A 14,942-nucleotide genomic window follows, 5' to 3' on the forward strand; every position below is an offset into this window, starting at 1 on the left:
AGGGTGTCCCTCGACCACGAAAGGTAGGTCCGAACCGCGCCCGGACCCAGTTAAACATCTGTAAGATGGATGAAACTTTGGTAAGCTAGGTCGTAATCTTCTTAAGGAAATCAGCAAGATCGTCGGTGACGAAATCGATGTGGTCATCTTCGCCGCTGGTCTTTTCCCACCATTCGACGACGGTCTCTTCCAGGTTGCGCGGCACCAGCAGAACGGTCTGCATGCCGAGTGCCTTCGGCACGGTGAGATTGCGAGGCAGGTCTTCGAACATCGCAGCCTTGTTCGTCTCGATCTTCTTCAGCGCCATGAACTTGTCATAGGTCGCCTGCGCCGGTTTCGGCAGGTAGTCTGCCGCGACGATGTCGAAGATATCGTCGAAATGATCGAGAATGCCCAGTGCGCCGGCAGCTGCCTGTGCATGCGGGACGCTGCCATTGGTGAAGATGAACTTACGGCCCGGCAGGGCCTTGATTGCGTCGGCAAGGTCCGGATGCGGGGTCAGCGATGAATAGTCGATCGCATGCGCCTTTTCGAGAAAATCGTTGGGATCGACCCCGTGATGGATCATCAGCCCCTGCAGCGTCGTGCCATGGTCGAGATAATATTGCTTCTGCAGCCTGCGCGCGTCGTCATGCTCCATCTGCAGAAGCGCTGAGACATAGGCCGTCATGTTCTTGTCGATCTGCGCGAAGAGATTGACATGATGCGGATAGAGCGTGTTGTCGAGGTCGAAGACCCATTCGGTCACGTGCTCGAAATCGTTTTTGGTAGGCGTGCGGTCGATCTTTGTCATAGCCGCTCTTATCGCATGGCCGCGGCGGGAAACCAAAGGCTTTCGCTAGCAGGTCCGGCTCCGCGAGGTCCTCCCAAAAAAGCCGCCAGATTTTCACAACTTTAGAGAGATTTTGGCCGACTTTCGCCATTGATAACTGGTGACCTCTGCCTGCGTCAGACAGGGGGACCCGCAAGGGTAAAGTCGCATGAAGATTGTTCTGATAAATCCGCCGCATACCGCGATCGGCAGCCGTATTCCCGATGATCATCTTCCGCCGCTCGGCCTTCTTTCGGTTGGAGGTCCGCTGATCGACGATGGTCATGCCGTCAGCCTCATCGATGCCGAATTCGGCCCGATGACGGTTGCGGACATCGTCAGCCGGGTGGTGGCTGACAGTCCCGATCTGGTGCTGATCGGCCATTCGGGCTCGACGTCGGCCCATCCGACTGCTCGAGTGATCGCAGAGGCTATCAAGAGCAGCGATCCGAAAATCTCCATCATCTATGGTGGCGTATTTCCAACCTATCACTGGCGGGAGGTGCTGGCCGAGACCGAGGCATTCGACGTCCTCGTGCGCGGCGAGGGTGAGGAAACCATGCGGCGTCTTGCGGATGCGCTAGTGACGAACCGTCCGCTCGCCACGATCCCCGGAATTGCCTTTCGCGATGGCCATGGCGAAATCCTGGCAACGCAGCCAGCACAGGCGATCGCCGATCTCGATGCCTATCGCGTCGGCTGGGAACTGATCGATCATCGCAACTATAGCTACTGGGGCGGCAAGCGTGCCGTCGTCATGCAGTTTTCCAGGGGGTACCCGCATCTTTGCAACTATTGCGGCCAGCGTGGTTTCTGGACCCGTTGGCGTCATCGCTCGCCGGAGCTTTTCGCCCGCGAGATTGCCAGGCTCTATCGCGAAGAGGGCGTCGAACTCATCAACCTCGCCGATGAAAACCCGACATCCTCGCGAAAAGCCTGGCTGGCTTTCCTCGAAGCGATGGTTGCCGAGAATGTGCCCGTGCAGATCGTCGGCTCGACGCGGGCCGACGATATCGTTCGCGATGCCGATATCCTGCACCTTTATCGCAAGGCTGGCATCGTCCGCTGGCTGCTCGGCATGGAAAACACCGATGAGGCGACGCTTGCCTTGATCAAGAAGGGCGGTGCCAAGACAACCGACCGGGAAGCGATCCGCCTTCTGCGCCGGCACGATATCCTCTCCATGGCGACCTGGGTCGTCGGTTTCGAGGAGGAGAAGCTGAGCGATCTTTGGCGCGGCTTCCGGCAGTTGCTCTCCTATGATCCCGACCAGATCCAGGCGCTCTATGTGACGCCGCATCGCTGGACGCCCTTCTTCCGCATCGCTCGCGAGCGACAGGTGATCGAGGCCGATATCCGCAAATGGGACTATAAGCATCAGGTCCTGAAGATGCGCTATCTCAACCCGATCGTGCTGGTCGCCTGCGTCAAGCTGATCGAGGTCGCAGTCCAGGCGCGCCCGAAGGCGCTGCTGCGTATTCTCTTCCACCGCGATCCAGAACAGCGTCATTCCATGCGCTGGTATACGCAGATGGGCCGCCGCGTCTGGTTTCACGAGATCCTCGAATTCCTTTTCCGCCGCCGCCACCTCAAGGAAGGCCCGACCCTCGAGACATTCTGGGGCGCTCCCCAGGATGCGGAGGAGGAATCGATGCTGCGTCCGCCGCGGCATGTGAAGAGCCTCGACGCTGCGGAATAAAATAGACGCCCGATTTTCGGCGGACGGCTGAGGCGCGGAGTGCTAGAAAGCCGACATGCTTTTCGAACGCCCCGACGATGACACGCTCTATGATGCCCTGATCGCCCGCAGCGCCGATTATGAGGGCCAGGCCTATGTCTGTGTGAAGACAACAGGCATCTTCTGCCGTCTGACCTGCCCGGCGCGCAAGCCGAAGCGGGAAAACACCATCTTCTTCGATACGATCGCCGCCTGCATGCATTCGGGCTTCCGCCCATGCCAGCGCTGCAGGCCGCTGGAGCAGCCGGGCCGCGAGCCGGTCGTCGACATGCTGCTGGCGCGGCTCGACAGCGAACCCGATGTGCGCTGGACCGAAGATGAGCTCGTACGCCGGGGCTACGATCCTTCGACCGTGCGCCGCGCCTTCAAGCGGGCGCTCGGCATGACCTTCCACGATATCGTCCGCTATCGCCGGCTTGGCGAAGCAGCACGGCAGCTTGCCGATGGTGCGCGGGTGATCGATGTGCAGCTCGATGCAGGATATGAATCCCCGAGCGGCTTTCGCGCCGCTTTTCAGCGGCTGGTCGGCAAGGCGCCGGCGCTTTCGCAAAACCGCGAACTGCTCTTTGCCGACTGGTTCGATACACCGCTCGGACCGATGATAGCAGTCGCCGACAAGACGCATCTGCATCTCCTCGAATTTCACGACCGCAAGGCGCTGCCGACCGAACTCGAAGCCCTGCAGAAGCGTGTCCGTTCCTCGGTCGCGATCGGCCGCACGCCTGCTATCGACCAGATCGAGATGGAGATCAGGGACTATTTCGAAGGGCGGCTGACCACATTCAAGACGCCGCTGGCGCTTGGCGGCACGCCCTTCGAAAAGCATGTCTGGGCAAAGCTCATCGAAATTCCCGTCGGCCAGACACGCGCCTATGGCGATCTTGCAAGAGAGATGGAAAGGCCGGAGGTGGTGCGTGCCGTCGGCCGTGCCAACGGCGCCAACCAGCTCGCCATCATCGTGCCCTGCCATCGTATCCTCGGCGCGGATGGTTCACTCACCGGCTACGGCGGCGGGCTGTGGCGCAAGCAATGGCTGCTGCGGCACGAGGAAAAGATCAGCGGATATAAAATGGAGAGGACAGCATGAATCAGACTGAGAAAGCCGACTATTTCGGTACGCTGCATCGCAAGGGCACGCCCGTCATTTTATACAACATCTGGGATGCCGGAACGGCCAAGGCCGTTACGGAGGCGGGCGCGAAGGCGCTCGCGACCGGAAGCTGGTCCGTCGCGGCTGCCAATGGTTATGGCGACGGCCAGAAGCTGCCGATGGATGTGCTGATCGAGACGGCGCGCTCGATCACCGCCGTCAACGACCTGCCGCTCTCGGTCGATTTCGAAGGCGGCTATTCCACCGAACCCGCCGGCGCCGCGGCCAATGTCGCAAAACTCATCGAGGCTGGCGCCATAGGGATCAACTTCGAGGACCAGCGCGTCGGCGAGGCCGGCCTTCATCCCATCGAAGCGCAGGCGGCTCGCATCCGCGCCATCAGGGAAATGGCGAAGGCGCGAGGCATCAATTTTTTCCTCAATGCCCGCACTGATCTCTTCCTTCAGGAAGGTGACGGCTCCAGGCACGCAGGACTGGTGGATGCAGCGATCGAGCGTGGCAAGGCCTATGCAGCGGCAGGCGCCAGCGGCTTCTTCGTGCCGGGTCTGATCGAGCCGGCCCTGATCGAAAAGGTCTGCGCCGCATCCTCGCTGCCGGTCAATATCATGATGAAGGCCGGTGCGCCCGAACCGGCCGATCTTGGAAGGCTCGGTGTTTCGCGCATCAGCTATGGTCCGGGGCCTTATCGGGCGATGATGGAAAAGCTGAAGGAAGCAGCAGCTGCGATCTATTCGGCCAACTGATCGTTGCCGGTGGAGTTTCGCTGCATGGCGATGGCCTGAGCAATGAAATTGCGAACGGTGGGGGAGCGCTCGTCACGCCGGGTGGCGAGTGCCAGCCGTGCCGCTGGCGCTTCGCCGTCAAATGCGATGTAGCAAACACCGGGAACTTTGATCTTCACCATTTCCGCCGGCACGATCGAAACGCCGAGACCGACTGCGACCAGGCTGGCAATCGAAGTGATCTGCGGCGCTGATTGGCCGAGCCGCGGTTCAAATCCCACTCGCCGGCATGCGGCGATGATGTCGTCGAAGAAGCCGACACCCGCCTCGCGTGGAAAGAGGACGAAGCTCTCTTCGGCCAGGGCGCCGAGGGGTAAAGTCTGCGCCTGTGACAGCGGATGCCTTGCTGGAAGCACGATGACCATGGGATCTTCGGCCAGCAGCTGACATCGGGCCTGCAGCACATCACTGCTGCCCGGGCGGATAAAGACGGCGTCGAGTTCGTCCCCGTCGAGACGCTGCAGCAGTTGCGCCGTCGGCGCTTCCCCCAGGCCGAGTTCGACGGCCGCATATTTCTCGCGAAAGGCGTTCACGATAGCGGGCACGACCGGATTGAACACCGCAGAGCTGGTGAAGCCAACCCGCAGCCGCCCGCTCCCTCCGCGCGCCGCCCGCAGCGCAGATTGTTTGGCCTGCTCCGCTTGAAGCAAAATCGCCTGCGCCGCCCGCAGCGCAGATTGTTTGGCCTGCTCCGCTTGAAGCAAAATCGCCTGCGCCTCCGGCAGGAAGGCCTTGCCCGCCTCCGTCAGTTCCGCGCCATTCGAGAGGCGGCGGAAAAGAGCCGCGCCAATCTCGTTTTCAAGATCGCGTATCTGATTGCTGAGTGGCGGCTGGCCGATACCGACCTTCCGTGCCGCGCGTGTGAAATTGAGTTCTTCTGCGACGGCGATGAAATAACGAAGATGACGAAGTTCCATGCGATACGTTTAAGATATCGCATTCACCTCTGCAATATATTGGAACCATCTCCCCTGCGCCGCCACATGACGGAACGCGCAGCCTTCATATGACGGGTGCGCCAGGAAAGGAGTTCACGATGAGTTCAATCGAAAAGCAGTTTCTCATTACCGGTGTCAGCTCTGGCTTTGGCCGCGCCTTTGCGCAGGCCGCACTGGAAAAGGGCCACCGTGTAGTGGGAACGGTGAGAAACGATGATGCAATAGCGTCGTTCGAGAGGCTGGCGCCGGGTCGGGCGACGGCAGTCCGCCTCGACGTGACCGATATAGAGGCGATCGAACCGGCCGTTGCCGGCATCGAGGGAAACATCGGTCCGGTGGACGTTCTCATCAACAATGCCGGCTATGGACATGAAGGAACTTTGGAGGAATCGCCGATCGAGGAAATGCGCCGGCAATTCGAGGTCAATGTCTTCGGCGCCGTCGGAATGATGAAGGCCGTTCTGCCGTTCATGCGCCGGCGGCGGGCGGGCCATATCATCAACATCACATCGATGGGCGGGTTCATCACCATGCCGGGCATCGCCTATTATTGCGGCAGCAAATTTGCGCTCGAAGGCATCAGCGAGGTTTTGGCGAAGGAAGTGAAGCCATTTAATGTTGCAGTCACCGCTGTGGCTCCTGGCTCATTTCGCACCGACTGGGCCGGACGATCGATGATCCGCACCGACAGGAGCATTTCTGATTACGATGCGCTCTTCGATCCCATTCGCAGGGCGCGCGAGGAAAAGAGCGGCAGACAGTCAGGCGATCCTCGCAAAGCGGCGGCCGCTGTGCTGGCACTGGTCGAGGCTGAAGATCCGCCGGTCCATCTGCTGCTCGGCGCCGATGCGCTGACGCTCGTCCGCGACAAGCTCAAGAGCATGAGTTCGGAAATTGATGCCTGGGAAGATCTGACGCTCTCGACAAACTTTGCCGGAGCATGAGAAAGGCGCCCGCAAGGGCGCCTTTTTCGATCAGGGAACGATCAGTGTGCCGACGCCGTGCTCGGTGAAGATTTCGAGCAGCACCGAATGGGCCGTCTTGCCGTTGAGGATAACGACGCCCTGCACGCCGGCCTTGATGGCATCGATGCAGGTCTCAACCTTCGGGATCATGCCGCCGGAAATCGTGCCGTCGGCAATCAGCGCATGCGCCTCGGCGACGGAAAGCTCCTTGATGAGCTTGCCCTGCTTGTCGAGAACGCCGGGCACATCCGTCAGGAACAGCAGGCGGGTGGCGTTCAGCGCGCCGGCAATCGCACCGGCAAACGTGTCGGCGTTGATGTTGTAGGTCGCGCCATCGCGACCCGGGGCAACCGGGGCGATGACCGGGATCATCTCGGAGCGCGCGAGAAGGTCGAGCAGCGTGCGGTCGACTTCGACGACTTCGCCGACGAAACCGAGATCGAGCACACGCTCGATGTTGGAATCCGGATCCTTGACGGTCTTGCGGGCCTTTTCGGCGAAGACCATGTTGCCGTCCTTGCCGCAGAGGCCGATCGCCCATTCGCCGGTCTGGTTGATCAGCGCGACGATTTCCTTGTTGATCGAGCCGGCGAGAACCATCTCGACGATCTCGACCGTCTTCTGGTCGGTGACGCGCAACCCGCCTTCGAACTTCGATTCGATGCCCATCTTCGTCAGCATGGCGCCGATCTGCGGGCCGCCGCCGTGAACGACGATCGGGTTGACGCCGGACTGCTTCAGAAGCGCGATATCGCTGGCGAAAGCCTTGCCGAGCTCGGGATTGCCCATGGCATGGCCGCCGTATTTCACGACGATCGTCTTGTTTTCATAGCGCTGCATGAAGGGCAGCGCCTGTGCGAGAAGACGTGCCTGGATTTCGCTTTCGGACTCGTTCATGGGGGACCCCGCGGAATTGATCGCGGCCTTTTATCTCAAGTTTTTGACAGAGGGAATAATCCGGCACGCAATAGTTTTTCGTATCTAAGGCCGACCTGGAAGCCGGCCAGCTCATATTGAAACTATCGAACCGGAAATCGTTCATTCGAGGGCGACATGACTGGGGATTTTGCAGATTTAATCGGCCGTGTCGCGTTGGGTGACCGCAGGGCCTTCGCCGCGCTCTATAACCAGACCAGCCCGAAACTTCTGGCGATCTGCCTTCGTATTCTTGGAAACAGGAACGAGGCCGAAGAGGTGTTGCAGGAGGTCTATATCAAGATATGGCAGCGCGCCGGTGCCTTTACGGCGGGCTCCGCGACGTCGGTCGCCTGGCTTGCGGCAATTGCCCGCAATCAGTCGATCGATGCCTTGCGTGCGCGCAAGCCTGTAGCCGACGAAATCGACAAAGCGCTTGATCTTGCCGATGCCGGTCCCGATCCTGAAGCGCAAGTCGTGATTAAGGATGAAGGAAGGCGGATTGACACCTGCATGGAAGAGTTGGAAGCTGATCGTGCGGTCGCAGTGAAACGGGCTTATGTCGAAGGGCTGAGCTATCAGGAACTGGCCGATCAGTTTGGTGTCCCGCTGAATACGATGCGGACATGGCTTAGACGCAGCCTGCTGAAACTGAGAGAGTGCATGGAACGATGACATCGCCCGACAAAAGCAAGGGAGACCGCTCCCGGGATGAGGTTCTCGCCGGCGAATATGTGCTGGGCGTCCTCTCTCTTCAGGATCGCAAGATCGTTGAGGAACGCATGCGCCGCGACCGGCAGTTTGCCGCGATCGTCAGCCGCTGGGAGGTCAACCTCTCCGGCTTCAACGACGAATATGGCACGGCTTCTCCGAGCCACGAGACCTTCAAGCAGATCGAGGCGCGTCTCTTCGCCGATACAGAAAGTGCGCCGCGCTTTTCGCACGGCCTCTGGAATTCCGCCGGTTTCTGGCGCTCGCTGACATTTGCCTCCCTTGCGGTCACCCTGGGCGTCATCGCCTTTACCTCCGGTCTCGTGCCTCAGCCCCCTGTATCGCCGCCGCTGGTGGCCGATCTCTCCGGGCAGAACAATCAGGTCAATCTGACCGCCTCTTACGAGATCCAGACGGGCCGGTTGAAGATCGTGCCGGTCGCTGCCGGCAAGCCGGAGGAGAAATCTCTGGAGCTCTGGTTGGTGCCGGGCAGCGGCACGCCCCGTTCTCTCGGCGTCTTCCAGCGCGGTATGAACGGCGAATTGCAGATACCGACGGATATGCGCGGCCAGATTTCCGATGGCGCGACGCTGGCCGTCAGCCTGGAGCCATTCGGCGGCTCGCCCACACATCAGCCGTCGGGCCCCGTCATCGCCAGCGGTTCGATCCACAGACCGTGAAAATCGGATCATTTTCCTGAAACTCTTCTGCAGCGCCTTCCGTAGTTCCTGATATCCGGGCGGCGCAGGGCATAAAGCCGGCGGCTGCGACCGGATGCAGAGGAGAAAAATCATGATCAAGTCCGCATTGCGCGTTGCAGCTGTCGCCGCCGCCTTTTCCGCTATCGCTTTCGCTGCTCAGGCAAAGAACCCGATCGTCGGCGGTGCCGCGATGTATGCGAACAAGAACATCGTCGAGAATGCCGTCAACTCCAAGGATCATACGACCCTTGTTGCTGCCGTGAAGGCCGCCGGCCTCGTCGGCACGCTGGAAGGCAAAGGGCCCTTCACCGTTTTCGCGCCGACCAACGAAGCCTTTGCTGCCCTGCCGGAAGGCACTGTCGATACGCTGCTGAAGCCGGAAAACAAGGCTAAGCTCGTCAAGATCCTGACGTGCCATGTCGTTGCCGCAGACGCGATGTCGAAGACCGTCGCAAAGATGATCAAGGACGATGGCGGCGAGCACGATATCAAGACGGTCGGCGGCTGCGTGCTCAAGGCAAAGGAAAGCATGGGCAAGATCACGCTGACGGATGAAAATGGCGATGTCGCCCACGTCACCATCGCTGACGTCAAGCAGTCGAACGGCGTCATTCACGTCGTCGATGAGGTACTGCTGCCGAAGATGTAATTCCAGGTATCGGCTGTCAGGGGCGCCTTTCGGGGCGCCTCTTTATTTCCAGTTGTTGATGCCGACTGTTTCGGCAATCGCCTGGCGCAGTTCGTCCAGTCCTTCGTTCTTTTCCGAAGAGGTTGAAAGCACGGCCGGATAGGCGGCCGGCCGCTTGCGGATCTTTTCCGATGTTTCGGCAAGCAGCTTCGGCACGGCCGGCGCTTTGATCTTGTCCGTCTTGGTCAGAACGATCTGATAGGAGACGGCAGCCTTGTCGAGCAGCGTCAGCACGTCTTCGTCGTTCCTCTTGATGCCGTGGCGGCTGTCGATCAGCACATAGACGCGCTTCAGCGTCGCGCGGCCGCGCAGGTAGTCGAAAACGAGCTTCGTCCAGTTATCCACCTGCTCCTTCGGCGCCTGCGCATAGCCATAGCCAGGCATGTCGACCAGCGCCATCGGCGGCAGGTCGTTGCCCTCGCCGGAATAGCCATCCGGAACGAAGTAGTTGAGCTCCTGCGTACGTCCAGGCGTATTGGAGGTGCGCGCCAGACCCTTCTGACCGACCAGCGCATTGATCAGCGACGATTTGCCGACATTCGATCGACCGGCGAAGGCGACTTCCAGGGGACCTTCCGGCGGAAGGAATTTCAGGGAAGGCACGCCGCGGATGAAGATCCAGGGGTGGCCGAAGAGCGGCTTTGCGATTTCAGTCATATGAATTCTGCAATCTCCGGGTTCGGTAATGAAACCGGCTTCATGTTTTTAAGGCGTGTTGTCAAGCTTCGCGCGGTTGAGCGCTTCGGCGGCCGGAAACAAAAAGCCCTGCCGAAGCAGGGCTTTTTGACTATTTCGATGGCGCCGGTTTTCGTTTGAACAGGCCCTTCAGATTGTCGAAGAGCTCGATCTTCACGCCGTGGCGCTTCATGATGACCGACTGCTGGATGACCGAGAGCGTGTTGTTCCAGGCCCAGTAGATCACCAGACCTGCCGGGAAGCTCGCCAGCATGAACATGAACACCAGCGGCATCCAGTTGAAGATCATGGCCTGCGTCGGATCCGGCGGGGTCGGGTTCATGCGCATCTGGAAGAACATGGTGATACCCATGATTAGCGGCCAGACGCCGAGATGCAGCAGGGTCGGGGCCTCGAACGGCAGCAGGCCGAACAGGTTGACGATCGACGTCGGATCGGGTGCCGAAAGGTCCTTGATCCAGCCGAAGAACGGCGCATGGCGCATTTCGATGGTGATGTAGATCACCTTGTAGAGCGAGAAGAAGATCGGAATCTGCAGCGCCACCGGCCAGCAGCCGGCGATCGGGTTGATCTTTTCTTCCTTGTAGAGCTGCATCGTCGCCTGCTGCAGGCCCATACGGTCGTCGCCGAACTTGGCCTTCAGCTCTTCCATCTTCGGCTGCATGCGCTTCATGTTCGCCATCGAAGCATACTGCTTGCTGGCGAGCGGGAAGAACAGCGCCTTGACGACGATGGTCGTGCAGAGGATCGCCACGCCGAAATTACCGAAGTAGCGGAAGAAGAAATCCATCAGCTTGAACATCGGCTTGGTGATGAAATAGAACCAGCCCCAATCGATCAGGCGGTCGAAGCGCGGGATGTTGTAGCTCTGTTCGTAGCCGTCGATGACGGGAACTTCCTTCGCACCGGCAAAGACAAGATTCTTGAGTTCGACCGACTGACCCGGCGCAATTGTAAAGGCGTCTTCCTTGTAGTCCGCCTGGTAGCGCGGCTGCCCGTCGGTGAAGTGCGAGAAACGCGCGTCATAGGGTGCCTGCTGCGGCGGGATGATTGTCGCGGCCCAATACTTGTCAGTAATCCCGAGCCAGCCGCCGGTGGATTTTGGCGGGGTAACGGCTTCCTTCTCGACCGCCGTATATTTGCTCTCGATGAGACCGTCGTCGCCGATGACGCCGATGAAACCTTCATGCAGAACGTAGACGGACGGCGTCGTCGGCTTGTTGTAGCGCGTCACGCGGCCGTAAGAGGAAAGCGAGACAGGTGCCTGGCCGGCGTTCTGGATCTTGTCCGTGACCGTGAACATGTAATGCTCGTCGACGGAGATCGTGCGGGCGAAGGTGATGCCCTTGTCATTTGTGTAGGTAAGAGTGACCGGCGTCTTTTCGGTGAGCTTTGCGCCCTCCGGTGCGGTCCACACGGTGGATGGGCCCGGAACGGTGCCTGTCGTGTCACTGCCGACATAACCGAGTTCGGTGAAGTAACCATCCTTGGTTTCAGCTGGCGAGAACAGCGTGATGATCGGGCTCGAGTCATCGACCGTCTCGTGATAGGCCTTGAGCTTCAGGTCATCGAGGCGAGCGCCGACGAGGTTGATGGAGCCGGAGAGCGCGGCGGTGTCGATGGCAACACGCGGCGTCTTTGCAAGCGCTTCTTCGCGGGTAGCGGTCGCAACTGCCTGGCCTGTCGGGGCGGCGCCATTCGTCTGGGCGCTCGGGCTGCTGCTTGCGGCAGGCTGCTGCGTCTGCTCGGTCTGCTGCTGTGCCTTCTGCGCTTCCTGAGCCTTGCGCTGAGCTTCGATGCGCGGGTTCATGTAGAGGAACTGCCAGCCAAGGACGATCAGCACCGAGAGAGCGATCGCAATGAAGTAATTGCGGTTGTTTTGCATCATACGTTCCTGGGGCGCTCGTCTTTCGGGCGCCGGTGTTTCGGCCTGGTTTCCACGCGGGCTTTCAGTTCCGCGGCCAGTTCATCGAAGGACGCCGTCAAAACGTCCCTGCGGGCGACAACCACATAGTCGTGTCCGGGCTGCATTGCAAACCCTGCATGAAGCCGCACCGCCTCTTTAAGGCGCCGCCGCATACGGTTTCTTTCGACCGCGTTGCCATGTTTTTTGGTGACTGTGAAGCCGACGCGGGCTTCGCTTTCTTCTTCCTTGCGGTTCAGGACCTCGAGAAGGAAGAGAGGGCCGCGGCGCTTTTCGCCTTCGCGGACTGCAAGAAATTGCGGGCGGCTCAAGAGCCGCCCGACAATCTGTTTGTCTTCTTTGGTCTTCAACTCGCCCGTCATTTTCTATCGGGCAATTCCGGCCTTAGGCCGAAAGACGCTTGCGGCCGCGTGCGCGGCGAGCAACGATGACCTTGCGGCCGCCCTTAGTGGCCATACGCGCACGGAAACCGTGGCGGCGCTTGCGAACAAGCTTCGAGGGCTGATAGGTACGCTTCATTTATTTAAACACCGCGGAGTGCGGCCCTTCTTGAATTTGCATAATGCAAGGAGCGTGGTTTTTCGAACGGACGAGGTCGCAAAAGACCTGAAACGACCGGACGTGCGGCGGCTTATACGGATGAAGCCTCTCAAAGTCAATTATGGCAGGCAGATTCCTGAATACACACGGCGGATGGCAAGATTTCGCACTTCGGTGTTAACGAATGCGGCGGTTCACTATATGGTTGTATATTTCGTCTGGAGGCTTCGGAAAGCTTTCAGCCGGAGTTTTTCTTTCTAGAAGATGCTCGGTTCTAGACGAAACATAACGCGGCTAACAGTAAATATGGGTAATTTCCTGTAGTCGATATTGTTAATATTCGAAATACAACATTAACGAATTTACCCGATCTTCCAATGCATCGGCTGGGAATGTGTTTTCCAGGCATTGTGAGGCGAGGAGCGTTCGTTGAAAATTCGCGGCAAAATCAATCTTCTTGTGTCTGTCATGGGCGCCGTTGCGCTTTTGATTGGTGCCACCGCGCTGTCGGCGATGGCCAAGTATAACGCGAACCTGACGGCGTATGAACACGCCGCGGCCCGTGCCTATGCAGGCGAACGCTTGAACCGCTTTGTCACCGCCGTCGTCATGGAATCGCGCGGCATCTATGCTGCAAAGAGCCTCGACCAGACGCCGGCTTTCGCCAAGGGGCTGATGGCCGATCTGGATGAGATCGACAAGGTCATCGCCGGTTGGGCGACGCTTGTGCCTGACAGCCAGAAAGATTCCTTCACCAAGCTCGTCGACCGCGCCAAGGAATTCCGCACCTTCCGCAGCGAGACGGCCCGTCTCGGTACGCAGGTCAGCCCGCAGGCGGCCAACGAGCAGGGCAACAACGACGCCAACCGCGCCAACCGCAAGGCGTTCCAGGCCGAGATCGACGCGATCGTCACCACCGACAAGGCGGAGTTGACGGCAGTCAATGACGAGATCGAAGACTTCCGCAGCTGGATCCTCATGCTGGTGCTCAGCATTACCGGCATCGGCATCGCGGCAGGCGTCGGCATGGGCTTTTACATCGGTACCAGCCACCTGAGCCGGCCGATCAAGAAGGTGACGGATGCGATCAAGGAGGTCGCAGACGGCAATTTCCAGGTCGAAGTGCCCTTTGCCGGCCGCAAGGACGAAATCGGCGAAATGGCCGCAGCCGTCGCAGTTTTCAAGGAAAACGGCCTCGTTATCCAGCGCATGAATGCCCAGGAAGCGGCGATGCGTGCAAAGAGCGACGACCTGCAGTCCAGCATGTCGGTCGTTGTTGCGGCCGCAGCCGCCGGCGATTTCAGCCATCGCATTGACAAGGACTATGAGGACGAAAGCCTCAACCAGTTCGCCGGCAACATCAACTTGCTCCTGTCGAGCGTCGATGCCGGTGTCAATGAAACCCGCCGGGTCATTGCAAGCCTTGCCGAAGGCGACCTGACGCAGACCATGCGCGGCCAATTCCAGGGCGCCTTTGCCGAACTGCAGAATAACGTCAACAGCACATTCGTGACGCTGCAGACGACCATGCGCGAAGTGCGCGAAACGACTGAAGCGATCAACGGCAATACCAACGAACTCCGGAACGCCAGCGACGATCTCTCCAAGCGTACCGAACAGCAGGCCGCCGCACTGGAAGAAACCTCCGCTGCTCTCGACGAGATCACGGCCGTTGTTATGAATTCGACCGAACGTGCGCAGGAAGCGACCGTCATGGTCTCCGAGGCAAAGGAAAATGCCGGCCGCTCTGGCGTCGTGGTTCGCAACGCCGTCGATGCGATGGGCCGCATCGAACAGGCGTCTCGCGAAATCAGCCAGATCATCAACGTCATCGATGAGATCGCCTTCCAGACAAACCTGCTGGCGCTGAACGCCGGCGTCGAGGCCGCCCGTGCCGGTGAAGCCGGTAAGGGATTTGCTGTCGTCGCGCAGGAAGTGCGCGAACTCGCCCAGCGCTCGGCAACCGCCGCCAAGGATATCAAGGCGCTCATCACCAAGTCGGGCGATGAGGTGCAGGTCGGCGTCAAGCTGGTTCAGGCGACGGGTGAGGCCTTGTCCGAGATCGAGACGCGGGTCATCGCCATCAACGATCATATCCATTCGATCGCGACGGCGGCAAAGGAACAGTCGACCGGCCTCAAGGAAGTCAACACCGCCGTCAACCAGATGGATCAGGTCACTCAGCAGAACGCCGCGATGGTGGAAGAGACCTCGGCTGCGACCCACAAGCTCTCGGCCGAAGCCGATGGCCTCGTGCGCCTCATCTCCCGCTTCAAGCTTTCCAGCGAGGCGTCCGTTGCTGTTGCGCGCCAGCAGCATCACCAGCCAGTTGCCTCTCCGGCGCGCCGCGCTATCAGCCGCGTCGCCCGGGCCTTCGGCGGCAATGCAGCCGCTGCGGAGCAGAGCTGGGAAGAGTTCTGAC

Annotated in this window: 15 protein-coding genes; 8 read left to right on the forward strand and 7 right to left on the reverse strand. The window is 59.8% G+C overall.

Translation table 11 applies throughout. The features are described from left to right. Positions 1-85: 85 nt before the first annotated feature. Complete coding sequence (locus FHX06_RS17220) at positions 86-793, reverse strand: pyrimidine 5'-nucleotidase (RefSeq protein WP_113211309.1); 708 nt, start codon at positions 791-793, stop codon at positions 86-88. Between the two features lie 187 nt (positions 794-980). Here FHX06_RS17220 and bchE point away from each other — a divergent pair, with 187 nt between their 5' ends. The 3 genes from bchE to FHX06_RS17235 are packed head-to-tail and all read left to right on the forward strand — an operon-like array spanning position 981 to position 4,403. After that, a complete protein-coding gene (bchE, locus tag FHX06_RS17225; protein ID WP_113211310.1) occupies positions 981-2,510 on the forward strand; it encodes a magnesium-protoporphyrin IX monomethyl ester anaerobic oxidative cyclase in 1,530 nt (509 codons plus the stop codon). A 55-nt stretch (positions 2,511-2,565) separates the two neighbouring features. Beyond that, on the forward strand, positions 2,566-3,636 hold the full coding sequence (locus tag FHX06_RS17230; RefSeq protein ID WP_113211311.1) for a bifunctional transcriptional activator/DNA repair enzyme AdaA: 1,071 nt from the start codon (positions 2,566-2,568) through the stop codon (positions 3,634-3,636). Next, entirely contained in the window at positions 3,633-4,403 is a 771-nt protein-coding gene (locus FHX06_RS17235; protein ID WP_113211312.1) for an isocitrate lyase/phosphoenolpyruvate mutase family protein, read from the forward strand. Before FHX06_RS17230 ends, FHX06_RS17235 begins: the two co-directional genes overlap by 4 nt. Here the strand turns inward: FHX06_RS17235 and FHX06_RS17240 are convergent. Beyond that, entirely contained in the window at positions 4,388-5,359 is a 972-nt protein-coding gene (locus FHX06_RS17240) for a LysR family transcriptional regulator (protein WP_183880170.1), read from the reverse strand. The two genes, FHX06_RS17235 and FHX06_RS17240, sit on opposite strands and share 16 nt — an antisense overlap. 119 nt (positions 5,360-5,478) lie before the next feature. Here FHX06_RS17240 and FHX06_RS17245 point away from each other — a divergent pair, with 119 nt between their 5' ends. Further along, the gene (locus FHX06_RS17245; protein WP_113211314.1) at positions 5,479-6,324 is read left to right on the forward strand and encodes an oxidoreductase; all 846 of its coding nucleotides are present in this window, start codon (positions 5,479-5,481) and stop codon (positions 6,322-6,324) included. A 30-nt stretch (positions 6,325-6,354) separates the two neighbouring features. On the opposite strand, the gene argB is transcribed toward FHX06_RS17245, so the two are convergent. Further along, positions 6,355-7,242 (reverse strand): acetylglutamate kinase, encoded by an 888-nt coding sequence (gene argB / locus FHX06_RS17250; protein WP_037100983.1) that lies wholly within the window; start codon positions 7,240-7,242, stop codon positions 6,355-6,357. Positions 7,243-7,398: 156 nt separating this feature from the next. On the opposite strand from argB, the gene FHX06_RS17255 reads away from it, so the two are divergent. The 3 genes from FHX06_RS17255 (at position 7,399) to FHX06_RS17265 (ending at position 9,321) form a co-directional block, all read left to right on the forward strand. After that, positions 7,399-7,935, forward strand: coding sequence for a sigma-70 family RNA polymerase sigma factor (locus FHX06_RS17255; protein WP_113203392.1), 537 nt, complete (start codon positions 7,399-7,401; stop codon positions 7,933-7,935). Continuing rightward, positions 7,932-8,651 (forward strand): anti-sigma factor domain-containing protein, encoded by a 720-nt coding sequence (locus tag FHX06_RS17260; RefSeq protein ID WP_112541784.1) that lies wholly within the window; start codon positions 7,932-7,934, stop codon positions 8,649-8,651. The genes FHX06_RS17255 and FHX06_RS17260 overlap by 4 nt, the downstream gene beginning before the upstream one ends. A gap of 112 nt (positions 8,652-8,763) precedes the next feature. Then, a complete protein-coding gene (locus FHX06_RS17265; RefSeq protein ID WP_112969979.1) occupies positions 8,764-9,321 on the forward strand; it encodes a fasciclin domain-containing protein in 558 nt (185 codons plus the stop codon). A gap of 42 nt (positions 9,322-9,363) precedes the next feature. On the opposite strand, the gene yihA is transcribed toward FHX06_RS17265, so the two are convergent. The 4 genes from yihA to rpmH all read right to left on the reverse strand — a co-directional run bounded on the left by yihA (position 9,364) and on the right by rpmH (position 12,499). Beyond that, the gene (gene yihA / locus FHX06_RS17270) at positions 9,364-10,017 is read right to left on the reverse strand and encodes a ribosome biogenesis GTP-binding protein YihA/YsxC (RefSeq protein WP_113211315.1); all 654 of its coding nucleotides are present in this window, start codon (positions 10,015-10,017) and stop codon (positions 9,364-9,366) included. Positions 10,018-10,147: 130 nt separating this feature from the next. Beyond that, positions 10,148-11,941 (reverse strand): membrane protein insertase YidC, encoded by a 1,794-nt coding sequence (gene yidC, locus FHX06_RS17275; protein WP_113114883.1) that lies wholly within the window; start codon positions 11,939-11,941, stop codon positions 10,148-10,150. Continuing rightward, the gene (gene rnpA, locus FHX06_RS17280) at positions 11,941-12,342 is read right to left on the reverse strand and encodes a ribonuclease P protein component (RefSeq protein WP_112541782.1); all 402 of its coding nucleotides are present in this window, start codon (positions 12,340-12,342) and stop codon (positions 11,941-11,943) included. The genes yidC and rnpA overlap by 1 nt, the downstream gene beginning before the upstream one ends. Positions 12,343-12,364: 22 nt before the next feature. After that, positions 12,365-12,499, reverse strand: a complete 135-nt coding sequence (gene rpmH, locus FHX06_RS17285; RefSeq protein WP_016552555.1) for a 50S ribosomal protein L34 — start codon at positions 12,497-12,499, stop codon at positions 12,365-12,367. 450 nt (positions 12,500-12,949) lie between these two features. Between rpmH and FHX06_RS17290 the strand changes: the two genes are divergently transcribed. Next, entirely contained in the window at positions 12,950-14,941 is a 1,992-nt protein-coding gene (locus FHX06_RS17290) for a methyl-accepting chemotaxis protein (RefSeq protein ID WP_183880172.1), read from the forward strand. Position 14,942: the final 1 nt, after the last annotated feature.

Origin of the sequence: Rhizobium sp. BK512 (assembly GCF_014194915.1) — a bacterium.
In the GTDB taxonomy this organism is placed as follows: domain Bacteria; phylum Pseudomonadota; class Alphaproteobacteria; order Rhizobiales; family Rhizobiaceae; genus Rhizobium.